At 61.4% G+C, this 26110-nt stretch carries 19 protein-coding genes; 8 read left to right on the forward strand and 11 right to left on the reverse strand.

Annotated elements, in window-relative coordinates:
* Positions 1-2: 2 nt before the first annotated feature.
* From OU694_RS00260 to OU694_RS00275, 4 genes are read left to right on the forward strand one after another with little or no spacing between them, the layout of a single operon-like run.
* Positions 3-1742: a type I secretion system permease/ATPase gene (locus tag OU694_RS00260; protein WP_308909000.1), complete on the forward strand. Its 1740-nt coding sequence runs from the start codon at positions 3-5 to the stop codon at positions 1740-1742.
* A gap of 2 nt (positions 1743-1744) precedes the next feature.
* Positions 1745-3121 (forward strand): HlyD family type I secretion periplasmic adaptor subunit, encoded by a 1377-nt coding sequence (locus OU694_RS00265; protein ID WP_308909001.1) that lies wholly within the window; start codon positions 1745-1747, stop codon positions 3119-3121.
* Positions 3122-3145: 24 nt separating this feature from the next.
* Complete coding sequence (locus tag OU694_RS00270) at positions 3146-5155, forward strand: DUF6212 domain-containing protein (RefSeq protein ID WP_308909002.1); 2010 nt, start codon at positions 3146-3148, stop codon at positions 5153-5155.
* Between the two features lie 11 nt (positions 5156-5166).
* Entirely contained in the window at positions 5167-7167 is a 2001-nt protein-coding gene (locus tag OU694_RS00275; protein WP_308910588.1) for a glycosyltransferase family A protein, read from the forward strand.
* Positions 7168-7182: 15 nt separating this feature from the next.
* Here OU694_RS00275 and OU694_RS00280 read toward each other — a convergent pair whose 3' ends face one another.
* Positions 7183-8046, reverse strand: a complete 864-nt coding sequence (locus tag OU694_RS00280) for a Stf0 family sulfotransferase (RefSeq protein ID WP_308909003.1) — start codon at positions 8044-8046, stop codon at positions 7183-7185.
* An 82-nt stretch (positions 8047-8128) separates the two neighbouring features.
* On the opposite strand from OU694_RS00280, the gene OU694_RS00285 reads away from it, so the two are divergent.
* Positions 8129-8809: a sulfotransferase gene (locus tag OU694_RS00285; protein WP_308909004.1), complete on the forward strand. Its 681-nt coding sequence runs from the start codon at positions 8129-8131 to the stop codon at positions 8807-8809.
* Positions 8810-8832: 23 nt separating this feature from the next.
* Here the strand turns inward: OU694_RS00285 and OU694_RS00290 are convergent, their stop codons facing one another.
* From OU694_RS00290 to rfbC, 6 genes are read right to left on the reverse strand one after another with little or no spacing between them, the layout of a single operon-like run.
* Positions 8833-11784, reverse strand: coding sequence for a rhamnosyltransferase WsaF family glycosyltransferase (locus tag OU694_RS00290; protein ID WP_308909005.1), 2952 nt, complete (start codon positions 11782-11784; stop codon positions 8833-8835).
* A gap of 10 nt (positions 11785-11794) precedes the next feature.
* On the reverse strand, positions 11795-14161 hold the full coding sequence (locus OU694_RS00295) for a glycosyltransferase family 2 protein (RefSeq protein ID WP_308909006.1): 2367 nt from the start codon (positions 14159-14161) through the stop codon (positions 11795-11797).
* Positions 14162-14180: 19 nt separating this feature from the next.
* Positions 14181-15062, reverse strand: coding sequence for a glucose-1-phosphate thymidylyltransferase RfbA (gene rfbA / locus OU694_RS00300; RefSeq protein WP_308909007.1), 882 nt, complete (start codon positions 15060-15062; stop codon positions 14181-14183).
* Positions 15063-15096: 34 nt separating this feature from the next.
* A complete protein-coding gene (rfbD, locus tag OU694_RS00305; protein WP_308909008.1) occupies positions 15097-15984 on the reverse strand; it encodes a dTDP-4-dehydrorhamnose reductase in 888 nt (295 codons plus the stop codon).
* 4 nt (positions 15985-15988) lie between these two features.
* The gene (gene rfbB / locus OU694_RS00310) at positions 15989-17038 is read right to left on the reverse strand and encodes a dTDP-glucose 4,6-dehydratase (protein WP_308909009.1); all 1050 of its coding nucleotides are present in this window, start codon (positions 17036-17038) and stop codon (positions 15989-15991) included.
* Positions 17039-17044: 6 nt separating this feature from the next.
* Positions 17045-17608, reverse strand: coding sequence for a dTDP-4-dehydrorhamnose 3,5-epimerase (gene rfbC / locus OU694_RS00315; RefSeq protein ID WP_308909010.1), 564 nt, complete (start codon positions 17606-17608; stop codon positions 17045-17047).
* A 137-nt stretch (positions 17609-17745) separates the two neighbouring features.
* Here rfbC and OU694_RS00320 point away from each other — a divergent pair, with 137 nt between their 5' ends.
* Positions 17746-18900: a glycosyltransferase gene (locus tag OU694_RS00320; RefSeq protein WP_308909011.1), complete on the forward strand. Its 1155-nt coding sequence runs from the start codon at positions 17746-17748 to the stop codon at positions 18898-18900.
* Complete coding sequence (locus OU694_RS00325) at positions 18897-20345, forward strand: mannose-1-phosphate guanylyltransferase/mannose-6-phosphate isomerase (RefSeq protein WP_308909012.1); 1449 nt, start codon at positions 18897-18899, stop codon at positions 20343-20345. Before OU694_RS00320 ends, OU694_RS00325 begins: the two co-directional genes overlap by 4 nt.
* Positions 20346-20366: 21 nt before the next feature.
* Here OU694_RS00325 and galU read toward each other — a convergent pair whose 3' ends face one another.
* The 3 genes from galU to OU694_RS00340 all read right to left on the reverse strand — a co-directional run bounded on the left by galU (position 20367) and on the right by OU694_RS00340 (position 23196).
* Positions 20367-21236 carry a UTP--glucose-1-phosphate uridylyltransferase GalU gene (galU, locus tag OU694_RS00330; protein ID WP_308909013.1) on the reverse strand — a complete coding sequence of 290 codons (870 nt, stop codon included), beginning with the start codon at positions 21234-21236 and terminating at the stop codon, positions 20367-20369.
* A gap of 3 nt (positions 21237-21239) precedes the next feature.
* Positions 21240-22511, reverse strand: a complete 1272-nt coding sequence (locus OU694_RS00335; protein WP_308909014.1) for a phosphoglucose isomerase-related protein — start codon at positions 22509-22511, stop codon at positions 21240-21242.
* 226 nt (positions 22512-22737) lie between these two features.
* The gene (locus OU694_RS00340; RefSeq protein WP_308909015.1) at positions 22738-23196 is read right to left on the reverse strand and encodes an Rrf2 family transcriptional regulator; all 459 of its coding nucleotides are present in this window, start codon (positions 23194-23196) and stop codon (positions 22738-22740) included.
* 147 nt (positions 23197-23343) lie between these two features.
* Between OU694_RS00340 and OU694_RS00345 the strand changes: the two genes are divergently transcribed.
* A complete protein-coding gene (locus OU694_RS00345; protein WP_308909016.1) occupies positions 23344-24258 on the forward strand; it encodes an NAD(P)/FAD-dependent oxidoreductase in 915 nt (304 codons plus the stop codon).
* A 31-nt stretch (positions 24259-24289) separates the two neighbouring features.
* Here OU694_RS00345 and glmS read toward each other — a convergent pair whose 3' ends face one another.
* Positions 24290-26110, reverse strand: a complete 1821-nt coding sequence (glmS, locus tag OU694_RS00350) for a glutamine--fructose-6-phosphate transaminase (isomerizing) (RefSeq protein WP_308909017.1) — start codon at positions 26108-26110, stop codon at positions 24290-24292.

Consider the following 26110-nt stretch of genomic DNA (forward strand, 5'->3'; position numbering starts at 1 on the left):
ACATGAGTTTGAGAAACGATTTCGAAGCGGCACGGGCAACGCTCAAGCAGAGCTTCAAGAAAGTCGCTGGCTATTCCCTTCTGTCCAGCCTCTGTGTCCTTGCGATGCCGATCTATCTGGCGCAGGTCTATAACCGCGTGATCCCGTCCCACAGCCTCGAAACCCTTGTGGCGATCTTCGTGGCAGCGCTTGTTGTGCTCATCTCCTATGCGGTGTTCGATGCCGTGCGCCAGTATCTGCTGACGCGCGCCGCGCTGCATTTCGAAGGGGAACTCGCCGGGCTCGTGCTGGCCGGCGAAATGGCCCGCCAGTCGGACACGAACAAACAGACAATCAATGATCTCGCCGTGGTGCGCGGCACCGTCGCCTCATCCGCGTTCGGCGCCCTGTTCGACCTGCCGGCACTGCCGTTTTTCATGCTGCTCGTGTTTCTTGTCCACCCGGTCCTCGGCTTGGTGGTGCTCGCAGGCGGGGCAGCGCTTGTGGCGCTGGCGCTTTATGGCAATCGGCGCACCGGCCCGATGTCGGAAGATCTGTCGCGGCAGGTGCAGCTCGCCTCCCGCCGGCTTGAAGACCTTATGGCCTCGCAGGAACTGGTTCGCTCGCAGGGCCTGTACCGCGAAAGTGTGAAGGCCTGGGGGCGGCTCTATGCGCCCACCCTTACCGACTATCTCAAATCCTCGATTGCGTCGAACAGCTTCAGTTCCGCATCGAAGGCGGGCCGCCAGATCCTGCAGATACTCATCATCGGCGCCGGTGCGCTGCTGGTGATCGACAATCAGGCAAACGCGGGGGTCATCTTCGCCGCGTCGATCCTCGCTGGCCGCGCCCTCGCCCCGGTCGAGATGATCATCAGCACCTGGCGCCACCTGCGTGGCGGGCAGGAAGCATGGGCGCGGCTCACTGCGCGCATGGATGAACTGACGTTGCCCGAAAACCGCACGCCCCTGCCGCGCCCGAAAGGCCGGATCGAGATGGACCGCCTGATCTATACCCCGCGCCCCGGCCAGCCGCCGATCCTGCGGGGCATTTCTGGCACCATCCAGGCGGGCGACTGCGTGGCGATCATCGGCCCCTCGGGTGCCGGCAAATCGACGCTTGCCCGCATTCTCGTGGGCTACATCGAACCGAGCCACGGCAAGGTGGCGCTGGACGGCCAGGAACTCAGTGTATGGGACCCGGTCGCCCGCGGCCTGCATGTGGGCTATATGCCCCAGCAGGTCAATTTCTTCGAAGCCAGCATCCGCGAGAATATCGCCCGGCTGCGCATGGATGACGATCCGGCCCTTGCGGTTCAGACGGCACAAAGCGTGGGCGTGCATGACATGATCCTGCGCTTCCCCGAAGGCTACGATACGCAGCTCAAGCGCGGTGCCTTCTGGCCTTCGGGCGGGCAGGCACAGCTGATTGCGCTGACCCGTGCCTTTTACGGATCGCCTTCGGTGCTGGTTCTGGACGAGCCGAACGCGGCACTCGACCAGCTTGGCGAGCGCATCCTGCACCATGCCCTGAAAATGGCCCGTGCGCGCGGCATGACCGTTGTGGTCGTCACCCAGCGTCCGAGCCTCCTGCAGGATGTGGACAAGATCATTGTGATGCGGGGCGGCGAAGTTTCCGACTTCGGCCCGCGCGATGAAGTGCTGCAACGCCAGAAAGACGCTGCCGCCAAGGCTCTGCCACGTCGCGCGCCAAAGACACCGCCACCTGCCGCACCGGCGAACACAGCATCAGGGGAGGCTTGATCATGGCTGAAGCAAAGAGCCTTGCGCCGGCCAACGATGCCAAGACGCCCGCAGTGATCCAGGACCAGTTCGACCGGCAGGGCCTGACCTCGTGGGCGGGCCACCTCATGGAACGGGATGACAAGATTCTCAAGCTCGGACGGCTGGTGATTCTGCTTGTTGTGGTTCTGGGTGGTATCTGGGGTTCCACGATGAAGATCGGGGGGGCCGTCATTTCCCCCGGCCGCGTGATCGCGGAAGACCGCAACCGGGTCATCCAGCATCTGGAAGGCGGAATCCTCAAGAGCATCAATGTGCGCGAAGGCGATTTCGTGACGGAAGGGCAGGTGGTTGCCGAGCTTGACGACACGCGCTCGGGCCCCGAGCTCGCGAACTTGCGGGTCCAGCGTGCCATCCTGCAGGCCCAGCTCCTGCGCCGCCGCGCCGAAGTGATGCTGAGCCAGACACTTGAATATCCGGCAGATTTCGGTGGCAAGGTTGCCGATCATCCCCGCGTTCTGGAAGCAGTGGCCAGCCAGAAAGCCGAATTCGATGCCTCGCGTGCAGCCATGCTTGCCGAACTCGAGGTTCTTGACACCAGGATTTCGGCAAGGCGGAAGGATATCGTCGCTTACGGCGAGATGATCGACGCCCTGCAGGACCAGAATGCCCTATACAAGAAGGAACTGGCCGACTTCCAGGAACTGCTGGTGAAAGGCCTGATCCGCCGCACGCAAGTGTATGCCACCGAGCGCAAGGTTTCGGAAATGAATGCGCAGATTGCGGTGCGGGAACTTGATCGCCGTCAGGCTTCGAACGATATTGATGGCCTTGAAAGCGAAAAGCGGCAGGTTCAGCTCAATTATGTGAAAGACGCCAACCGGCTGGTGGTGGAATTGCAGCGCGACCTGAACACGATGGATGAATCCATGGGCCGGCTTGAAGATTCGGTCAATCGGGCCAAGGTGAAGGCGCCCGTCGATGGCACGGTGTTCCGCATCAACGCCCGCACGCTCGGGGGAGTGATCAAACCGGCCGATCCGATCATGGAAATCTTCCCGAGGAACGATAACCTGACCGTCGAATCCTACGTACCCGTCAAGGATATCGAGCAGGTGTACAAGGGCCAGAAGGTGCGTGCCATCTTCCCGTCCAACCGCGAAAACCCGATGCAGCCGGTGAATGGCGAGGTGACTTATGTCTCGCCTGACGCTGTCGTTTCAGAGAAATCGCCGGAAGGCACCTATATCGTGCATGTCAGCATCGATCCTGATCAGACCATTCAGGAAATCGTGCCGGGCAACGTGGCCGAGGTTTATTTCGTCACAGAGCCCAAAACCTTCTTCGGCTACATGGTTGAGCCGATCACACGATTTGCCTTCAGGGCGTTCAAGGGGTAAGGCGCCCCGCTCGGGGCAGGGGGAATGATGGACCTGCGACTGTCGCATGCAGCGCTCAAACGCCTGTTCGGTGAGCCCGTTGTGTTTATCGCCGACGCTACTGCCGCTTCCCGGCTGAAATGGATCGTCGGCAAGAAGGGGGCGGGCGCGCTGGTGATTGCTTCAGCGGGCGGCTGTCTCTATCTGCCGGGAGAGAATGCAAAGGTAGCGACCCTGCCCTTGCCGGGCGTTCCCGGCGGACTTGTCGGGGTTGTCGGGAGCACCGGCCTGAGGTCGTTCTATGAGGCGCTGGAGGCACGGTATCTGGCCGCCCAGACACCGGATGTGCCCCCTTTCCATGCATTGGGGCTTCCGCTTTTGGGTAATGCTGCGCTAGGCCGGTTTGTCGCAGAAGCCCTTGCCCGCAACCAGAAGCGAATGTCGGGGCGCACCGCCATGCTCGAGCGACAGCTTGTGACCGTGCGGGAGGAGGCCGAACGCGCGGCCAGCCGGATCGAAGTCGCCCGCCGCATGCTTGAAGGGGTGGGCTATGGCAGCGATTATCCGGTCATCGAAGCGGCCCCCGGTGCCCGAACACTGGGCCCCGCCGGCGATCTCGATACCACCGCTTTCAGCCAGCTCCTGCCAGTCGATCTGGCAGGTCTCACCAGGGTCGATGTCTATCTGACGGCAGCAACGGGAAAGCCCGGCGATGGCATATTGCGGCTGCGGATCACACGGGCCGCCGATGGTACCTGCCTTGCCGAGACCCTTTTGCCGTTCAAGCATGTCGAGACCGGATGGGCGGCGCTTGCACTGGTGCCCGAACAGGTTCTTGCTTATGGCGATGCCCGGCTGGATATCGACTGGCTGACAGGGGCCCAGGGTGCGAGCGTGCCGCTGGTTTCGCTGTCGGATGCTGTGCCGCGCAGGTTCGGCCATGACGGCCGGACGGTGGCCCTGCGCGCATGGCGCGGACTTACGGATCCCATGTTGTTCGGCAGCCGGCCATCGCACGGCTCGGTTTTCTCTTCCCATGCCCGCATGCGTCTGGGCCCGGACATTCTGGATGCGCACCGTCGCCCGGATAGCCCCAAGGGTGTAGCGCGCAATCAGGATGCCCTTGAAATGCCGCTGCAGGGTGGCAACTGGGCATTGATCCGTTTTGCGGGTCTCGTTCATGCCGGGACGGGTTGTGTGGAGGCGCACGTGCGTGCCAAAGACGCGGGGCTCGAAGTCCTGCTGGCCAGCGTACCGCATGATGCGGACACAGACCCCGGCGAGCTTGCCGGTGAAGCCCACACGATTGGTGAGGGCGAGACGACAAGCGTATGTATTCGGCTGGACGGGCAGGAAGGCGCGGATATCCTGATCGCCGTTCGTCCGGCAGACGCGGGGACTGCGTCGCTGATGATCGAGGGGCTGACGCTGGTCAGCCAGCTTCAGGACCGGACAGCACCGGAAAATGACCGAACCGTATCACAGCGCCGTGCCATCTGGCCCGTGCGGTTCGCCGATGTGATGGCTTCTGTCGTCATACCGGGCGGCCAGAAGGCCATGGCGTCCCTTTTCAAACGCACCGGCATTACGGTGGTCCAGTTCGTCGAGGAGGCAGGCTATTTGCAGCTGCATCCGACACTCGAGGCGCCGTCGGCAGTGGGATTTGTCGGGCTCCTGACCGGTGAAACGCGGGAAATCAGGGCGTGGGTGTCCAACGCAAGCGAGCGCGCGCCAATATTCCGCTTTGTGATTGTAGTGGCACCAGCGGGCTTTGCGATGTCGCAGGACCGGGTCGCAAGCCTTGGTGATACCATCATGGAGAATCCAGCAGGTGAGGCCCTCCATGATGACCTGACCGGCGCCATCTGGACAAGTGCTGACTTGCCGGGAGGCGCTGCCGCCCAGCTGAGCCTCAAGGGACTGGAACAGGCAAACGGGGCCCTTGCATCGCGCGAGATACTCCTCATGACGCTGCCCGTTGAGGGAACAGTCGGTTTTGGCTGGTGTCGCTGGTACAGCCTCGATCTGATCTCCGGGGCTGCGGAAGTTTCCTGATGGCAGGCCCGATGGCAAGACAGGCGGGCGAACGGCGGCCGGTAGGTATCGTGATCCCGGCCTATGGTCACCCTCAATTTCTGGCGGAAGCCATCTCCAGCGCGTGCGAGCAGGATTATCCGGCACCCGTTTATGTGGTGGTGGTGGATGACCAATGCAGATTTGAAGATACGGCAAGGGTCAGCGTTGGGCTGCAGGAGGCTTATCCGGGCAAGCTCTTCTATCTGCGTCAGAAAAACACCCGCCTGCCAGGCGCGCGCAATGCCGGAATTCGCTTTTTGCTGGCGATGGACAATGAGATCGATGCCATTTTCCTGCTGGATGCCGATAATCGGCTGATGCCGCATGCGATGCAGCGGTATCGCGACGTGCTGGGCGACGACGAGAGAATAGGCTGGGCTTATCCCGATATAGCCTTTTTCGGTCTGTCGCGCGTGGATGACGGCGTGGATATCCGCGAGACCGCGCCCGAATACTCTGTTCTCAAGCATCTGAATGGCAATATCTCGGAAGCGGGCTCTCTGGTCCGCGCCGATCTGTTCCGCAAAGGTGTCCTGTTCGACGAGGAAATGAAGTTTGGCCTCGAGGACTGGGATTTCTGGCTGACCGCCGTAGAGGCGGGCTATCGCGGTGTAAGGGCACGGGATTGCGGTTTCCTCTATCGCCGCCGCCCCGAAAGCATGATTGCCGATTCGCAGCGCATGACAACCGGCTGGCTGGATCGGTTGCGAGCCAAACATTCCTCTCTCCTCTCGCCCCGCGCGGTCGTCCGGCACGAGCATGAAGAGGCACCGGCCTTCGCCATCTGGCTGGTCGATAGTGATCGGGTGCATTTGACAAGCGATCCGTATGCGCCGGGCCGGGTCGTTGACCTTGCAACTTTCCGGCAGATGGCGGCGGCATGGATCGAGCGGCCGGAGGAAGTATTTTTCCCGACGCATGTTTTTGCCTTCCAGAATGCGACGTGGGACATGGTCCGGGCTGGCAGTCGTGTTCTGCGCTACCTGTTCTGGCGGCTCCGGAACGAGGAGCACGGTTTGCGTTTCCTAAAGATCGGCCGCTCGCGATCATTTGCCCTTCTTCGCAAGAAGGAACTGATCGAAGAAGTGCATTTCGCTTGCTGGAACACCGACCATCTGGCGGCCCTAGCTGCTTCAAGCCATCGGGCAGAAGGAAGCTCCTCCGGATCACTCGTCCCGGACGATTATGAAAGCGGCATCTGGGCCCAGACGAACATGCATCTTTTCGAGTGCCCACCCGTGGCGGATCTTCCCGCCCGGATGGACGAATTTGTGGCGACACTCCGATATGCACCGGCGCTAATCCACTCAAGAGGCCGGCGCTTTGCCGGGCCCCTTGCCAGCAAGGTTCGCGAGGATACCCGTGAAACCATGAGCCTGACGGGGATTCACTATCCTTATCCCTGCCTGCTTGACGACGGGCCGCGACACATTCTGGCTGTCAGGCCGGACGATCTTGCGTCAAGCCTCGGGGAACAGGCGCTTGGTCCGATTGTTCAGGCGATGGCCGCGCACGGCGCCTTTGTGGTTGCGGCGGAAGGGGACACGGAGCTTGATCTGAAGCGGATCGAGGGCGCAAAATGGTTGCCTCCGATCGCGGAGATCATCCCGCAGAAATGGCAATTCTCCGATGGCGATCATGCCATCTATCTTGGTCGGCGCCTCCCCATTCGCAGTGGGACCGCCCGTGTGCTTTCGATACCCTTCCAGCAGGCGGATACCGTGATCGTGGCGGGCGGGATCGGTAGTCTGGAGGTCCTTGGCAGCACCAGGCATTATGGTGCGCGCTGTATCGTTCTGGCGGATGAACGGTTGCCAAGTTTTGCGAAGGATCCGGCCGCGGCGCTGCATGCCATTCTTGCACTTGAACACGCTGCGAACGAAATCTGGGCTGGCCAGCAATGGATTGCCGATGCGCTTGTTGCGCGGGGTGTTCCCGCCGGCAAGATTGCGGCGAGCGAAAGAGGCCTCAGCGCCTTTTATGCCGGTTGATCCTGCAGCCGTCGCTTAACGGCGATTATCGACCGCGCGGTTGATGATGCGGTCCGTATAGGTCTCGAACCATTCGTCATTGATCGCATTTGATAGCCGCACCATGGCACGTTCCGGCAGGTCTGCAGGAATATCGAGCCCTGCGGCTGCGGCAAGACGATGCAGGTAGCCCGGAAAGTCCCGGCAGTTGTCTTCGTAGATCAACGACAGGGGCTGGATTTCCCAATCATAGAAGAAGCGCTGCCAAAGCAGATTTTCTTCCGTGATTGAACTCACTTTTGCAGCGATCGCGTGCTCGTTGAACTGGGTCTGCACATTATAGTCGGGCTTGTAACCCTGCAGCAGGTTTCCGGCAAAGTGATCTGCTTCCGTATCGCCTGTTGCGTGGTTGACGCCCGTCTGGGTGGCCATCTCCCGAGAGATGGCCTGCCGCACCACATCGTCCCGGCGCAGCCATACCCATGTTGCGTCGCTGAACAATGACCTCACATAGGGAAAGGCCCGGCCATCTGACTCTGCGGCAGGCATCATGGTGGCAAGGCAGGCATCGAGCGTCGCCATCTGGTTTGCCATTATCTTGACGGCGAAAACGCCATTTTCACCGCTACCGCGACGGTAGACGCCTTCAAGATGTGGCGCCCAGTTCATGTCGGGTTTGAGGGACTGCCATGGCAGAAAATGTTCTTCCGGCAGCCCAAGCGTTCCGGCGTTGCGCATATCTTCGCAGATCATCGTCGAGCCACAGCGCTGCGTAGCGCACAGAACGATACTTTTCCGGGGCTTCGGGGGCATGGTCATGATGCGATATCCTTGGGCTTCGAAACGGCTGACACCATACTGACGGGGACCATCCGATGCAACAACCGTGCGGTCGCGCATCGGGCTTTTCCCTATGGCCTATCGGGCTTCTTCCGGTTAATGATGGTGCCCTTGTTCCATCTGCCGCGACGAAATCATTCAAATGACCGAAGACAGAAGACTCTGGCCCAGCGAGGGGTTCGTATTCATCGTCAGCTACGGACGTACTGGTTCGACCCTTCTTCAAACGGTCTTGCAGTCGATCCCGGGTTATTTCATTCGCGGGGAAAACTGGAACACCCTGTATCCCCTGTTTCGCAGCCATGTGCTGGCGAGCCACGCGCGTATCCACCAGGGCTCCAAGGAAATTCCGCCGCACGGCCCCTGGTATGGTGCAGACCAGATCGATCTCGACCGTTATGGGCTTGCGCTGGCGGACCTGTTTATCCGTGAAATCCTGCAGCCCCCGGCTGGTCAACGGGTGATCGGCTTCAAGGAAATTCGCTTCGGCCTTGCCCAAGGGGATGAGTTCAACCACTTCCTCGATTTCATCGCCCGTTTTTTCAAACCGGCACGCTTCATCTTCAATACGCGGAATCCGGAAGAAGTGGCCGTTTCCAGTTGGTGGAAGGATATCGAGCGTTCGCAAGCGTTGCAGAAGATCGCAGATGTGGAGGCGCGCTTCCGGGGCTATATTGAAAGCCATCCGGAGACATGCATGCATGTACCGTATGAATCCTTCAACGGAAATCCGGAAGGGTTACGCCCGATGTTCAATTTCCTTGGCGAGGAGTTCGATTTGTCGGTCGTCGAACGGTTGATGGAGCGCCGGCTGAAACACTAGCACCGGCACTGAGACGCGCCAGTTCAGAACATGCCGGCTGTGCTGGCACGCGCACCACGCAACATGCCCCGAAGCCTTGCCTTTGTCAGGCGTGCCTGGTGCTTGACTGCACTTTCGGGTATGCCATTTTCCTCGGCCCACGCGCGATCATGCGCGTTGAAGTTTTCAAGGACTTCGGCGAGCTGGTCTTCATCCTGCATCAATTCATACCCGAAGAAGTGCTTGAAGAAGGCGCTTTCAATGAAATGCCGATCCTCGGTCTCTTGCGGGTCATAGTCGTGGCTGTGATAGACCACCGCCCGTGGCGCGTAAACTTTGCCATATCCTGCCTTGATGATGGCATCGGCCCAAAGTTGATCCTCACCGAATTTGGTGCGCGGATAGGGGATCTTCTCCCACACCGACCGCCTGAAACAACTGTTGTTGTCGCTGTAGAAGTGCAGCTTCTGGCGCCACGATGGATCTTCCTCGGCATAGCGGTCGGGGTTGGTATCCTTGCCGAGATAGACAGGCAGCCGATCGAATGCATCGAAATGGCGTGTCATGTCACGCTGGGTAAAGGGCGATGCACCGGGCCATGCGAGGTGTTTGCCAAATGCCCCCGCAGCGTCTGGATAATGCTCCAGCGCCGTGACCAGATTGAAGAGCCATCGGCCCACCGGAAGTGCGTCGTGGGTGATATATGCGATGAATTCGCCACTCGTAAGCGATGCGCCGAGGTTGCGGGTGTCCCCGTGGTTAAAGTCTTCGTTGGGGATTTGGTGAAGGCTTACAGTCGGATATTTGCGGACGATATCGATGGTGTTGTCGGTGGAACCACTATCGATCACCAGAACTTCAAACCGCCATGGCGCACGTTGATCAAGCACGCCTTTCAATATGTGCTCGAACCCGTCACCAGGATTGAAGGTCGGGATCACGACGGATGCCTTGAAGGGCTGGTGCCGGATGGCAGGGCCTGATGCCTGAACTTTCGAGACCTCCTTCAGGCCGCGTACGATCGCCTGCTCGACCGTGCGGCAGGCTGCACCCCAGGTGAACTGATTGACCCATTTCAAGGCTTCGGACGCCTGTCGTTGCCGGGCGGTCGGGTCGACTAGCAGGGCCTCCAGCGCGCTGGCAATGGCAAGAGGATGAGGTTTCGTGAACTTCACCACCGTCTCCGGGAAGATGGCGCGGGTATTGTCGCCGTCCAGTTCCACCACCGGCAAGCCACAGGCCATCATCTCTTGCGGCACCAGCGAATAATTGGTGGCCGAGAAGACGAGACCGATATCCGCATTGCGGAATATGGTCGCCAGCTGCTCAGGCGATGCAACCCCGTGATTCACGAATTGGAACGGGGCGGACTCCAGTGCGATGTCGGCACCGAAGAAATCGACCTCGAACTCGATCTCACCCTTGGCGAGCGTTTCCAACGCCAGCATGGCCAGTTCGACCGCCCGCCGGGCCGTGAAATGACGTGCATAAACGGCGATCCGCGGCACCGTATTCGGCGTCCGGTCTGTCGCCGGGGAATAGATTGACATATCTGCAGCCAGCCAGAAGGCGTCGGCTTCCCGACCGTATTTTTCCTGCATCAGCGAGGCAAGCCAGGGGCTGGCGCAGATGCAATGCATATCCTGCCGGTAGGTTTCTTCTGCCGCGAGATAGTGCGACCCCATCGGGAAGAAGGAAGGTTCGAAGTCCTGAATGAAATAGAAGCGCTTCTTGAACCTGGTGGCAGACATGACCGGCCATACCGTCCAGCAGTCGGTTGCGATGATGGCGTCGCCGGATGCCTCCTCCAGTCCTTCCGATACAAAATGGACATCGCCTGCAAAATGCTGGAAATGCTTGATGATATCCTGATAGGCGCTGTCCGGCGTGTTGTGCTGGCGCGGATGGTTGATCCAGACCGTGACCTTGTGGCCTGCAAACTCTAGGTGGTTGATCATGCGGAAGATGGTCATGTGGCCGCCGCCACCTGGCGCAAAGTCCGGGATAACCCAGTGAATGTTCATGCAGGCGGGGTTGAAGGTCTCATTTTCCGGCGCGAGCGGGCGAGGCGCGAATGCGACCATGTCACGCATCGGCTCCAGCCTTGGCATTTTGGCATCAGGGTCCAGAACCGACTTCTTGCCGCGGCCAGCCTGCCGTCCGGGCCGATAGCCGCCCTCGCGGTGCTGGCCAATGGTCAGATAATGGCTGAGCGGATCGAGCCCCGACGACACTGCTTCAGGGGTCATTGCCAGATAGCGTTGGGGATCGAACAGCCGGCCCGGTGAATGGCCCTTGGCGGCACCTTCCCGAAGATAGAATGCGAGCGGATTCTGGCCCGCCAGCTCGTGCCCGTGGTGAGCCTTGTACCATTTCGTGTCGAAGAAACGGTTGGGAGATACGCCGGACAAAGCACCTTCACCCACATAGTGTGCAACCGGATCGGTCCAGCCGCGCACCGGGGCGGGCAAGTTTCCAAGATACCAGTCCCTGTCGATCAGGGGTGAATTGCGCAGGAATATGAAGTCGGCAATCTTCTGTTCGCTGCCTTCGCCCGAAAAAGCCTCGCCAAGGACGATGGCGCCGGCCTTTCGGCCTTTGGTCAGGTAATGGGCGAGCGGGTCTTCGTTCTTGCCGATCAGGTCGGCATTGAGCGCACGGTAGCAGCTTGCCGAAAACTCGGCGCACGGATCCTTGCTGCTGCTGCGCCAGTGTTTGGCATAATGCCGGAGTGCCCGTCCTTTGCCGGCCTTGCCATTCTTCATGTAGCGGCCGGCGTACCAGACAGGATCGAACCACGGGTTCGGCCGGAGGCCTTTTCCTTCGCCCCAGACAATATAATGCAAGACAGGATCGAGCCCGCAGCGCCGCACATCGGCATTCTCGGCGAGATACCAGTCGCGGTCGAAAAGGCCGGTCGCAAGGACCTGGCGCCGCAGGCGTGCCCGCTTGAAATATCGGCGCAGTTTCTTAAGCGGGCTGTCGGACGGATGCATGGCTGCCTTGTTACTCTCTCGACTGGATTGGGGCTTCTATCGCCTGAAATGCCTTGCCCTCGCGGGCGAAAAGCGACGGATACCAGGGGTCGCCCCTGAATGAGGGGCCCCACTTGGCCCGGATATGGTCGCGTTCTGCTTCCTCGCGGGCGCTCTTGGCGCGGTCCTGCGCATCGTATCCCCGGCTTTTCGACTCAAAATGCGACAAGGTCAAGGCAGGAACGTACAGCGTGGCGAAGCCGGCTGCCCACGCCTTGAAACAGATTTCATAATCACTGTACCCGATGCCGAGATTGCCTTCATCAAAACCGCCGGTACAGTCAAACACTTCGCGGCGGCAGGCGAGGAAGGCCCCGAAGACCGCAAGCGTGCGATGGGGTCTGCGAGTGCGGTCGAGATACAGCCCGTCGTCACAGGTGTCGCCCGTGCCTTCCTGTGCGCCGTCCACCACCGAATGGAAGATAACGCCCGCATGCTGGATCGTGCCGTCTTCATACAGGAGCCGTGCGCCAACGATGCCGACCTCAGGCCGCGCAAGATAACCCCTGAGCGTTTCGTCCCACCCGTCTGTCAGCGCCAGTGTGTCGTTATTGAGGAACAGCAGATAGTCGGCGTCCGTCGCCTGCGCGGCAGCATTGTTGAGGGCCGACCAATTGAAGGGGCGGTCATCGCGGATCAGCCGGATGTCGCCCTTGCCGGCAACCGCATCAAGCCACGCAAGGGCCGCCGGGTCATCGCTGCCATTGTCGACAATGATGATCTCGGTGTGCTCCGGATGGCGGAGCGTGCGGTGCAGGCTTTCGACGCAGGGCCGCACGAGATCGAGCCCGTTTCGGGTCGGGATGATGATGGCGAGCGTCGGCAGGGTGGGGTCCGCTTCCCACACAATATCAAGGCAGTCGCCGATCGCGCCGCCGAACACATCGCTGTGGGGGCGGACGCTCGCCTTGCGGCCGGTGCGGGCGAGGTGGGCAGCGACCGCCGCCGCGTCAGCCTCCGCCTGCGGGGGCGTGCCGAGATGCCATGCGATGCCCGGTGCCGGGGCTAGGGCTGCAGCACCGCCTTCCTCGAAGGCACGCAGCATCAGGTCATGCCCACTCGTCAGCCCTTTCTGGCGGGCGAGGAATTCGCGCCGGACGAGGATTGCACGGCCGCTGTCGTTCCGGGAAAGCAGCAGGTCATGATCGAACGCCGCAAACAGGCGCGGGTCGCTGTGGCGACCGTCGGAAGAGATATGATCGTGGTCGGGATAGAGTATGAGCGCATCCGGTTGGCGCCCGGTTGCAGCGGCGAGATGGGCAAGCGCGCCGGTCTCCAGTTCGTCCCGCGCGTGAAGGGGCATCACCCAGTCAGCATCCATTTCGCCGGCGGCATGCGTCAGGGCGGCCCAGTCTATCTCTTCGCCGACGGGCAGGACAGCGATCCTGCTGGCATCACCGCCCACCAGCAATTGGGGGCGATACAGGGCCGCGTACAAATCATAGTTGGCGAGCGGGAAGCGGCGGAACTGTGTCACATGCGGCAGGGCATCCCGGATATGGCCGAGGAGCCTGCCGAGCGCTCCTTCCTCTGGCACAATGCCCGCCAGCGCCATCTTCTCGGCGGCTGTAGCCAGCCGCTGCATATGGCCGATAACGGTCAGGTCGTCACGCCGGATGATTGTATCCGGCACCACCGGCAGGCCGAATTTCCGGTCTCGTACGGTCAGCCGCAAAACAGGGGAGCCTTCAAGCTTGCGGGGTGGGATGACCGTCAGCTCGAACCCGAAACGGCCATGGCCGCCATGGATATCCTGCAAGTCCCGCCGTATCCTGTCGGGGCTTGCGGTGGCGAGATAGGCACCGTTCAGGAAGAAATCGAGCACGGGCGTGCGGTCGGGGTCATCAAGGGCCACGGCCCAGCCCCGGACCGTGTAACCGCTGATAGTTTCAATCCGCGCAAGTGTCGCCGGGGCGGCATCGTCATGCACTTCAAGGCGTGCAAGGGTGCTCGCCAGCACCTCCTTGCCGAGCGCAGACACGAAGGCGTGTCGTGCCTTGTCGGCGGCCAGCGATCCGGCGATCAGCCGTGCCCAGCTTGTCCCTTCGGCCAAGCGTATGCCGAAATGCCGCTGCAGGCTCGTGGCAACCGCCTTGCGGGCTTCTGCGGGCAGCCATTCGTGCGGCAACGAGACGCCGGCCTCAAGGGCGGAAAGAACGCCCGCTGAAAAGTCTTCGGACGCGAACAGGCGCCGCGCCAGCGAAAAAGACGTGAGGCGAGAGGCGTGGATGGCCGCGCAGTCGTCCTGCGTGGGTTCGCGCCCCAGAATCCAGAGATGGAAGAAGCGGACATCGGCCGGGGTGAGTCTCCGGCGCAGTCGTGCAAACCAGCGTTTCATCAGGCCTGTCCGCTTGTCCTCAGAAGCCGGCCGCGGGGCCGAACTTGATGAGCGACTTCAGATATTCGCCGTAGCTGTTCTTGTAACTCGCTGCCAGTTTCTCGAGTGTGGCATCGTCGATGAAACCCGAACGCCACGCCACTTCCTCGGGGCAGGCGATCTTCAGGCCCTGACGCGCCTCGATTGTCTGCACGAAAGTGGCGGCCTGCAAAAGGCTGCCCACGGTGCCGGTATCGAGCCATGCAGTGCCGCGTTGCAACTTGATCACATGCAGGTCACCGCGCTTCAGGTAGGCATCATTGACGCTGGTGATTTCAAGCTCACCGCGCGCCGAAGGTTCCACCGTCTTGGCGATATCGACGACATCCTTGTCGTAGAAATAGAGGCCGGTGACAGCGAGATTGCTTTTCGGCTTGGTGGGCTTTTCCTCGATGGAGATGGCTCGTCCCGAGGCATCCATTTCCACGACGCCAAAGGCGGTCGGGTCGCCCACGGGGTAAGCGAAAACGAAGGCGCCCTTTTCCACCTTGCCAGCCTGTTTCAGATACTGGGTGAAACCGGCGGCGTAGAAGATGTTGTCGCCAAGGGCGAGCGCACAGGCGTCGCCGTCCACGAATTTCTCGCCGATGAGGAAGGCTTGCGCCAGTCCTTTGGGCTCGGGCTGCACGGCATATTCAAGGCGGATGCCCCACTGGCTGCCGTCGCCCAGAAGGTCGCGGTAGAGGGGAGTGTGTTCCGGCGTCGAGATGATCAGCACCTCGCGGATACCGGCCAGCATCAGCGTGGTCAGCGGGTAATAGATCATCGGCTTGTCGTAAACCGGCAAGAGTTGCTTGCTGATCGACTTGGTGATCGGATAAAGCCGCGTGCCAAGCCCGCCAGCCAGAATGATGCCCTTCATGCTTCCCTCCGGAAAATTGAACGCCGACGCGAGACTAGCCGACTTCGCCCGTCTCGACTAGGCGTTTGACGCAGGCGTCGGTACTGGTCTGCCATGCGGGCAGGCGGATGCCGAAAGTGGCCTCCAGCTTGCTGCAATCGAGCCGGCTGTTGGCCGGGCGTTTGGCAGGGGTCGGATAGTCGGCGGTGGTGATCGCGTTCACCGTCGGTGCCTTATGCCCGGCAATGCGTTCGCCCGCTTCGAAGATGCGCGTGGCAAAGCCATGCCAGCTGACGCTGCCGGTGCCCGCCAGATGATAGACGCCTGCCTTGCCTGTGGTGCCCTTTTCAAGGACGGCTACAAGGGCCGCGGCAATATCCGGCGCATAGGTCGGGTTGCCGACCTGATCGGCGACCACACCGAGCGTGTCGCGTGTGGCGCCGAGCTTCAGCATGGTTTTCAGGAAATTTTTGCCCCAGGGGCTATAGACCCACGCCGTGCGGAAGATGAGCGCGTCGGGGTTCACCTTCGTCACCGCCTGCTCGCCCGCGAGCTTGGACCGGCCATAGGCGCCCGTGGGGCCTGTCGGGTCGGTCTCGACATAGGGGGCGTCCTTGGTGCCGTCGAAGACATAGTCGGTCGAGATATGCAGGAACGGCAGCCCGCGCGCATGGGCGATGGCGGCGAGCGCGGCGGCGCCATCTGTATTGATGGCGGTCGCTTCGTCCTCGTCCGTCTCGGCTGCGTCCACTGCCGTGTAGGCGGCAGCATTGATGATGGCGTCCGGCCGGAAGGCGGCCACAGCCGCGTCCATCGAGGTCGGGGACTTCAGGTCAAAATCCGGACGCCCGAAGGTCTCAAGCGTCAGGTCCTCGCGGCCTTTCGCCAGTTCTTCAAGTGCCAGCGCGACCTGACCCGATTTTCCCGCCACAAGAATGCGCATGCGTCTATTTGCCTTTCAGAAGGCCGCGGCGCTCCTGCGCCACATCACGAAGCGGACCCCACCACCATTCGTTATCGAGATACCACTGGATCGTCTTTCTGATGCCGGTTTCGAAATTGTCGCCGGCGCGCCAGCCAAGCTCGTCTTCAAGCTTGGTCGCATCGATGGCGTAGCGGGCATCATGGCCCGGCCGGTCGGTCACGAAGGTGATCTGCTCGGCATAGGGTTTGTTCTTGGGGCGTATCTCGTCAAGGATCGTGCAGATAGTTTTCACCACGTGCAGGTTGGTGCGCTCGTTGCGGCCCCCCACATTATATTTCTCGCCAAGCCGGCCCTTCGCCATGATGGTGTAAAGCGCACGGGCATGGTCTTCCACAAACAGCCAGTCGCGGACGTTCGAGCCGTCGCCGTAAATCGGCAGCGGCGCGCCATCAAGCGCGTTCAGGATCACGAGCGGAATGAGCTTTTCCGGGAAGTGATAGGGCCCGTAATTGTTGGAGCAGTTGGAAATCACCACGGGCAGGCCGTAGGTTTCGAACCAGGCGTTCGCCAGATGATCGGCCGAGGCCTTCGATGCTGAATAGGGGCTTGAAGGGTCATAGGGCGTTTTTTCAGTGAAAAGGCCGTCCTCGCCGAGCGACCCGTAGACTTCATCAGTCGAGACATGCAGGAAGCGGAAGGCTGCCTTGTCGGCGTCGCGGAGACCCATCCAGTAGGCGCGCGCGGCTTCCAGAAGCTGATAGGTGCCGACAATGTTGGTCTGGATGAAATCGCCGGCACCAGTGATCGAGCGATCTACGTGGCTTTCGGCGGCCAGATGCATCACGGCATCCGGCTGGTGCCTGGCGAAGATTTCGTCAAGTGCCGCGCGGTCGCAGATATCGGCTTTCTCGAAGCTGTAAAGCGGGCTGTCCTCGATCTCTTTCAGGCTCGCCAGATTACCGGCGTAGGTAAGCTTGTCGAGATTGACGACCTGATGGCCGAGATCCTTCACGAGGTAGCGGCAAACCGCGGATCCGATGAAGCCGGCGCCGCCGGTGACGATGATTTTCATGGGCTGTCAGCCTTCAAAAACAAAGGGATTATCAAGATCCTTCAGGCGCGGCAGCTTCCCGTCTTTGTCCGAGAGAATAGCCTTTTGAGGATCGATGGGCCACTCGATACCAAGGTCAGGGTCATCGAAGGCGATGCCGCCGTCGCAGTCGGGCGCGTAGAAATCGGTGACCTTGTAAAGAAATTCGGTGCCGGGCTCGAGCGTGCAGAAAGCGTGCGCGAAGCCGGCAGGTATCCAGAGCTGCTGCCAGTTGTCGGCCGAAAGCTCTACCGCCACATGCTGACCATAGGTCGGCGAACCCTTGCGGATATCGACCGCCACATCCAGCACCCGGCCCCGCGAAACGCGGACAAGCTTGCCCTGCGCATGTGGCGGCGCCTGGAAATGCAGCCCGCGCACCACGCCCACATCGCGCGACAGGGAGTGATTGTCCTGCACGAAGGTCACGCCCGGCACATGTTCGTTGAACACGCGGGTCGAGAAGGTCTCGGAAAAGAAGCCGCGATCATCGCCAAAGCGCTTCGGGGTGAACAGAAGGACGCCGGGCAGGGCCAGTTCTTCGACGGTCATTGAGCCTCCAAGAGCGTTTGGGGACAAGGGGTTCGGGACTTTATAGGGGATGCCGAAGGGGAAGGAAAGGGGGCAAGGGCCTTGCGCGGGGCGCGGCGACAACTTATGAGATAGGAACCTCGACAGGGCAGGCATCAATGCTCAAACGCAAACTCAGAAAAAGGCAGGCAGCCAAGGCCCCCGCGCCGGTGACCGCACCGGGCGCGACCGTCGTTGGCGTTTTTCCGCATGCCCGGCGAAACCCCTTCCAGCGGATGCTTTATGCCGATCCGGGCAGCCATGATGTTGACATCGTCATGCTCTCCCGCCCGGAAGAGCTGGTGACCGTTGCCGCCGGCCGGCCGGCGATTGCGCATTATCACTGGGTCCATAGCCTGTTTGACGGGATGAAATCGCCCCGTGCGGTGGCCAAGGCTGCAAAACAGTTCATCGCGCATCTGGATGCCCAGAAGGCGGCCGGCACCGGCATTGTCTGGACGCTTCACAATGTGATGTCGCACCGCAGCCGCTGGCCCGAAGAAGAATTGATGGTGCGTGAGGCGCTCGCCGCGAAAGCCGATGTCATCCATGTGATGAACCCGAATAGTGCCGCAATGACCGCCCCCCTCTACCGGCTGAACCCTGAGCGGATACAGCATGTGCCGCACCCCAGCTATTTTGGTGTCTATCCTGTTTATCAGGCGCGGGAGGTGGCGAGGCGCTCGCTCGGCCTGAAGGACGGTGACATTGCGCTGCTCTTCTTCGGCATGATCGAGCCCTACAAGGGGCTGCGCACCTTCCTTGCCGCGCTCGACAAGCTGCAGGAACGGCTGGATGGGCGGGTGCGGGCGCTGATCGCCGGGCGGCCGTCCGACAAGGATTTCCTGACTGAGGTCGAAGAAACAGTACGGAAGCGTAACGATATTCACCTGCATGCCGAAGCGGTGGACGACCAGTCCGTTCAGACATGGTTCAGGGCGGCGGACATAGTGATGTGCCCCTATCCGCGCGGCCTCAATTCCGGGGTGGCGCAAACGGCCATCAGTTTCGGCCGCCCGGTAGTGGCTTCGGCGGGTCTCGTGCCGACTCTGCCGAACATTCCTGGCGCGGTTTCGGTGTTTGATCCGTCGGCACCTGAAACCTTCGTGGAGGCAACGCTGGCCGCAGTTAAGGCCTCCGCACGGCCTGAACTGGAGGGCGAACTGCTTGAATGGGCGGCGCGACTCGCGCCAGAATCTGTTTCAAGGCGATTCTTCGCCATGCTAGAAACGGCAGGACTATTGCCCTCGGGCGATCAGGAGAGAAAAGCGTGACCAGACTGTCGGACCATGTAGGGAAGATTCAGCCGGTGATCCTGTCGGGCGGATCGGGTTCGCGCCTGTGGCCGCTGTCGCGCACGCACTATCCCAAACAGTTCCTGCCGCTGCACGGTGACAAGAGCCTTTTCTTGCAAACGCTCGAACGGGTATCGCACTCCTATGGCTTCCGTGACCCGATGGTGATCGCGAACGAACATCACCGTTTCATTGTCAACGAGCAGGCTTTGAGAGCCGATGTCGCGCTCGGGCCGTTCCTTCTGGAACCGGTTGGCCGCAACACAGCCCCCGCTATCGCGCTTGCCGCCCTCAGGATCGCAGAAAGCGACCCCGATGCACTTCTTCTGGTGCTGCCGTCCGATCATGTGATTGCCGATGTCCCGGCCTTCCACAAGGCGGTCGCCAAGGCTGCGGCTGTTGCCATCGAAGGCCGCCTCGTCTGCTTCGGGATGACGCCGACCCGGGCTGAAACCGGTTATGGCTATATCGCGGCAGGCAAACCGGTTGCCGGCCATGAGGGGGCTTTCGCGATTGCCGCCTTCAAGGAAAAGCCTGATGCCGCCACCGCAGAGGGGTATCTGAAATCAGGCGGCTATAGCTGGAACAGCGGCATGTTCATGTTCCCTGCGGGCCTGATTTTGGATGAATTCCGCGCGCACGCGCCGGCCATTCTTGATGGTGCGGCCAAGGCGCTTGCGAGCGTGCGGCATGACCTGAATTTCGAACGGCTTGGCGAAGCCGAATTCGGCGCGATTCCCGCCGATTCCATCGACTATGCCATCATGGAAAAAACGGCGCGGGCGGCCGTGGTGCCCGCCAGTTTCGGCTGGTCGGACGTTGGCAGTTTCGGGGCGCTTTGGGATATCGCCGATAAAGACGCCGGCGGCAATGTGTTGCGCGGCGATGTGATCACCGAGGCCTGCCGCAACAGCTATTTCCATACCGATGGCCGCATGGTCGCCGCCCTTGGGCTCGACGACCTGATTGTCGTCTCCACCGAAGACACCGTCCTTGTCGCCCACAAGGGGCAGGACCAGGACGTGAAGAAGCTGGTGGAACGCTGCAAGGCCGAAGGCCGCAGCCTTGTCGACCTGCACACCACCGTCTATCGGCCTTGGGGCAGCTATCGTTCGATTGCTGTCGGTCCGCAGTTTCAGGTGAAGGAAATCATCGTGAAGCCCGGCAAGAAGCTGAGCCTGCAGATGCACCATCACCGCGCCGAGCATTGGGTGGTTGTCGAGGGGACCGCAACGGTCACCCGCGACGAGGATATCCTCACCCTGCATGAAGACCAGTCGATCTATCTGCCGCTCGGCTGCAGGCACCGGCTCGAAAACCCTGGCAAGATCGACCTCAGGCTCATCGAGGTACAATCGGGCAGTTATCTCGGCGAGGATGATATCGTCCGCTTCGAGGACGATTTCGGCCGCCTGAAGGACTAGGCGGCCGAGACGGGCTTTCTGTTATTTCAGCGTGACGAGCGGCGCCAGCCGAGCGGCGAGCTTGGGGTCGTCCATCGCCATCGAAAGGTTGGCCATCAGCCAGCCGACCATGCTGCCGCAGTCGAAGCGGGTGCCTGAGAAGCGCACGGCATGGAAGGGCTGCTTGCCAATCAGCTTGGCCATCGCGTCGGTCAGCTGGATTTCGCCGCCAGCGCCGATTTCCTTCGACGACAGCAGGTCCATGATTTCCGGCTGCAGGATATAGCGGCCGACCACAGCCTGCGTCGAAGGCGCTGCTTCCGGCAGGGGTTTTTCAACAAGGCCGGTCACTTCGATGCAGCGCTCGCTTTTCTGGGCACCGGGGGTGATCACACCATATTTGGATGTATCCTCGCGCGGCACCTCCATGGTGGCGACAAGGTTGCCACCAAGCGTTTCGTACGCTTCGACCATTTCCTTCAGGGCGCCATCCTTGCCCTTGATCAGGTCATCGGGCAGCGCCACGGCAAAGGGCTCGCCGTTCACCAGTTCGCGTGCGCACCATACGGCATGGCCGAGCCCGCGCGGCCGCATCTGCCGGACATAGGAGATGCGACCTTCTTCCAGAAGCATGCTGCGGGCAACTTCAAGCGCTTCGTCCTTGCCCCGCTCGCGCAGGATATCCTCAAGCTCGTAGGCATGGTCGAAATGGTCTTCCATCACCTGCTTGTTGCGGCCGGTGACAAGGATCACATCCTCGATCCCCGCCTGCCGTGCTTCCTCGATCGCGTACTGGATCAGCGGCCGGTCAAGAACCGGCAGCATTTCCTTCGGGATGGCCTTGGTGGCCGGCAGGAAGCGGGTGCCGAGGCCGGCAACGGGAAGCACGATTTTGCGGACGGGACGGGGCATATGTCACTCCAGTTCAGCGAGATACTTGCGGGTCAGGATCTTGCTTTCCTCCACGGCGGGCTGGTCGAAGGCATCCACACCCATCAGGTGCGCCATGACCACGGTTTCCAGCATGAAGGACATGAACAAGGCTCCGATATTCTCTTCGTCCAGCGCGTTGATCGTCAGCTGGCGGATGATGCGACCGCGGGCGCGCAGCGCATCCTGCGTGGCGCGGGCCTGACAGGTGACCGTGTCGCCGATGGTGCGGCCAGCCATATAGTCGAGGCCGTTGTCGCGAGCGGCTTTAGGGTCAAGCCGCGGTCCTTTGCCGTAGCTTGGCACCACGATGAAGGTCGAGAATTTGTCGTCCGGGCCATCCAGGAACAGCTGAAGCTGGCTGTGCTGGTCAACGGGGCCGACAGCGCGGATAGGCGTGGTGCCCTTGCCGTCCTTTCCAAGGCTTTCAGCCCAGAGCTGGCCATGCCAGCGGGTGAAGGCGCGGAGCGCATCGGCATAGGCCATCAGCAGCACCTGCGTCACACCGCGATGTTCGGCAAGCGTGTGGGTGAGGGCGGCGCCGATCACGGCGGCGGTCGTCTCCGGCACGCTGCCGACAGCCTTGTAAACCTCGTGCGCGCCGTGGCGGAAGCCCTCGACCGAAAGGCCGGCAGCCGCGACAGGTACCATGCCGACGGTGGTCAGCACGCTGAAGCGCCCGCCCACATCCATCGGATGCTCGACAATATGCGAGCCAAGCGCTTCACCGTAGGCGCGAAGCGCACTCGGCTTCGGCTCGGTGATGAAGCTGAAATGATCCTTCAGCGGGCGTTTCGTCTGCGGCTCCAGCCAGGCGCGGAAGGCCAGCAGTTGCGCGAGCGTTTCGGCCGTGGTGCCGGATTTCGAGATCGACAGGACATGCGTCTCGCTCGGATCAAGCGTCGCGAACAGGCGGTCCATCTCGAACGGGCAAAGGCTGTCGGGGGTATGGACCGTCACGCCGGTCGAAGGACGGTAGCGCGCGATGGCAAGGGCCGCCTGCGCGCCAAGGCTCGAACCGCCGGTACCCAGCACCACAAGCTCCTTGAAACCGCGCTGGATTTCATGGGCGAGCGCCTCGATGGCGGCATGATCCTGATCTTCACCGGTACGGCGGGCAAACGGGGGGAGGGCATCCATGGCGAGCGCCCGGGCATAGGCCGAGGCCTTTTCGCGATTCTTGTCGAACGCGTGGCGAAGCCCCGCGTCGTCGAGAAGGTCTTCAAGCGGCCGGTCGCCGAAATCCATCGTGAACATTATATTGGTCTCACTTCCCTTGAGTCTGTAAATGACAACGTTGCCATTCAAGCTCTTCTGCGGCTTTTGTGCAAGCTGTCTTTTACTCGGGACACCATGATCGGACGATCATGTTGCAGCACCATAAAGGATGATCAAGGAAAGTGCCATAGGGTCCGAGAGGGAACAGCATCAAGGACTTGGGGGTGACAGGACCTGCAAGGGTGTACAGGGCGCGCTTTACACCTCAGCCATGGTCTTTGGCGTTGGGCGGATGATGCCCAATCATGATGTCGGCGGGAAAACGGTCTGCAATGGCAGCGAGTGAAACCCCCTCGAAACGTTTCAGAAGCAATCGTTCGGCGTCGGCGAAAACGCCTTCGAGAGTTTCATTCACCGCCTGCTCGATCGGGCAGTCCGGCATGTCATACGCAGGCCCCACGGCAAAGACAGACGGTTCGCCGACAGCGCGGTAGATGTCCAGAAGGGTAAGATCTTCAAGGGGCTTTGCCAGCGTCCAGCCGCCGCCATGGCCTTTCTCGGAATGCACATAGCCCTTTTCGCGAAGGCCGGCCATGGTGCGACGGATAACCACCGGATTGGTACCGAGCATCTCGGCAATCCGGTCCGAGGTCAGCGCACCTTCATGTCGTCCCATGTGGATGAGGACATGCAACATGCGCGATAGCCGACTGTCCTGACGCATTCTACTGGTCCTTTGCTTGCGGCTACCCGGCGGCCGACAAGCCTTTCGTAGCATAGCCCGGTGGCTTTCGTCGCAACAAATGTTGCGAGACTATTGACTCTGTGAAGTCACGTAACTTATTTTGTTTCGAGAAATAAGGAGTTTTTCATGAGCGACCGGATTCACGACGTCATCATCATTGGCGGCAGCTATGCCGGGCTTTCGGCGGCCCTGCAGCTAGCCCGCGCCCGCCGCACAATCCTGATCATTGACGAGGGACTGCGCCGCAACAGGTTCGCCAGTCACTCGCATGGCTTCCTGACGCAGGACGGGGCAGATCCGGCCGCTATTGCGGAGGCGGCACGTGCGCAGGTATTGAAATATCCGACCGTAGAATGGCGCCCCGCGCGTGCCGAAAGCGCCAGGAAACTTGAAGTCGCAGCGGGTTCAGACGCTGCGTTCGAGGTCATGGTTGGCGGCGAGAAGCACCTCGCCCGTCGCCTGCTTCTGGCGACCGGTGTGCGGGATATCATGCCCGATATCGATGGATTGGAAGCACGGTGGGGCAAGGCTGTGTTCCACTGCCCCTATTGCCACGGCTATGAACTGAATCAGGGCCAGATCGGTGTGATCGCGGGCTCGGCCCTTTCCATGCATCATGCATTGATGCTGCCCGACTGGGGCCCGACGACCTTCCTGATCAATGACGCGTTCGAACCCGACGAGGAACAGCTGAGCAGCCTGCAGGCGCGCGGCGTGGCGGTGGAGCGCAGCCCGATACGCAGCATCACCGGTCATGCCGAGGCCAATCTTGCTGATGGGCGGACCCTGTCTTTCGCGGGTCTGTTCGCATTGGCACGTTTCAGGGTGGCGAGCGCCATAACCGAAGGGCTCGACCTTGATTACGAGGAACTCCCATTCGGCACGATCATCAAGACCGGGCAGATGAAGGAAACCAGCGTCCCCGGCGTTTTCGCCTGTGGGGATGCGGGCCAGCCGATGGCTTCGGTCGCGCTCGGCGTTGGGGACGGCGCTTTGGCGGGCGCAGGTGTGCACCGGTCCCTGATGTTTGGCGCAGTCTGAGATAACGAGAGGGGAAACCCCGCCCCGCTTCTTATTCCACCGTCACGGCCTTGGCGAGGTTGCGGGGCTGGTCTACGTCCGTGCCCTTCTCGACCGCGGTGTGATAGGCCAGCAGCTGCACGGGCAGGGCATAGAGGAACGGGCTTGTCAGGTCGCTTGCCGATGGCATCGCGAAGCTGCCGTGCATCTCGTTTTCCTGGAAGGCGGTCAGGTGATCGGAGACGAGGATCAGCCGCCCCTTGCGGGCCATGATTTCCTGCAGGTTCGACAGCGACTTGTCGAACAGGCCGTCGGACGGCGCGAGGCCGATCACCGGTACATTCTCGTCAATGAGCGCGATGGGGCCGTGCTTCAGTTCGCCCGCTGCATAGCCTTCGGCATGGATATAGCTGATTTCCTTCAGCTTTAAGGCACCTTCCATGGCGATCGGATAATGAATACCGCGCCCCACGAACAGGATATCCCGCGCCTTGGCGAGCTTGCGGGCGATGTCCACAAGGTCTTCCTGATGATGCAGGATCTTCGCCATTTGCGAGGGGATGCGTTCGAGGTCCGCGACCATCTTGGCTTCTTCCGTCTCGCTCACATGTCCTTTGGCGCGGCCAAGTGCCACCGCGAAGGAGGCAAGCACGGCAAGCTGGCAGGTGAAGGCCTTGGTGGAGGCGACACCAATCTCGGGGCCGGCATAGGTCGGCAGCACCACGTCGGCCTCGCGTGCCATGGTCGATTGCGGCACGTTGACGACCGCCGCGATATGCTGGCCGCCAGCCTTGGCGTGGCGAAGGGCGGCGAGGGTGTCGGCCGTTTCGCCGGACTGCGAGATGAAAAGCGCAAGGCCGCCTGTTTCATACACGGGGTCGCGGTAGCGGAACTCGGACGCGATATCGACATCGACCCCGACGCGCGCGAATTTCTCGATCCAGTATTTGGCAACCATCCCGGCATAGAAACTGGTGCCGCAGGCAACGATAGTGATGCGCTTCACGCTGCCGAGGTCAAACGGCAGGTCCGGCAGTCGCACGCTGCCGGTATTCGGGTCCAGCAGGCGGCCAAGGGTCTGGGCCACCACGGTCGGCTGCTCGAAGATTTCCTTCTGCATGAAGTGGCGGTGATTGCCCTTGTCGACAAGCGCACCGGTGAGGTGCGAGATGGCGACGGGCCGTTCGACCGGTTTACCGGTCTCGTCAAATGTCTTCAGGCTGCCGCGCTTGGCGACCACCCAGTCACCTTCCTCGAGATAGATGAGGCGGCTGGAAAGCCCGGCAAGCGCCAGCGCGTCCGAGCCGAGGAAAACCTCGCCGTCGCCAAGGCCGACAACCAAGGGGCTACCGCGACGGGCACCAAGGAGCAGGTCTTCTTCCCCGTCCACAAGCACGGCCAGCGCGAAGGCGCCCTCAAGGCGTTCAAGCGTGGCGGCAAAGGCCTGTTCGGCGGGCAGGCCGCCATCCAGATAGCGGGTGAAAAGGCGGACGACGACTTCGGTGTCGGTTTGCCCTTCGAACTTCACACCGGCAGCGGTCAGCTCGTCGCGCAGCTCGCGGAAGTTTTCGATGATGCCATTATGCACAAGGGCGGCCTTGTGGGTCATGTGCGGGTGGGCGTTCACCTCGGTCGGCTCACCATGCGTGGCCCAGCGGGTGTGGCCGATGCCGGCATTGCCCTCCAGGGGATCGGTCGCCAGCACCTCGCGCAGGGCGGCAAGCTTGCCAACGGCCCGGCGGCGCTCCAGCTTGCCGGCCTTGATGACAGCGATGCCGGCGGAATCATAGCCCCGGTATTCAAGCCGGGAGAGAGCTTCCACGAGCCCGCCGGTGACCGATGCCTTGCCAAGAATGCCGATAATGCCGCACAT

This window comes from Pseudokordiimonas caeni (genome assembly GCF_026719705.1).
In the GTDB taxonomy this organism is placed as follows: domain Bacteria; phylum Pseudomonadota; class Alphaproteobacteria; order Sphingomonadales; family Kordiimonadaceae; genus Gimibacter; species Gimibacter caeni.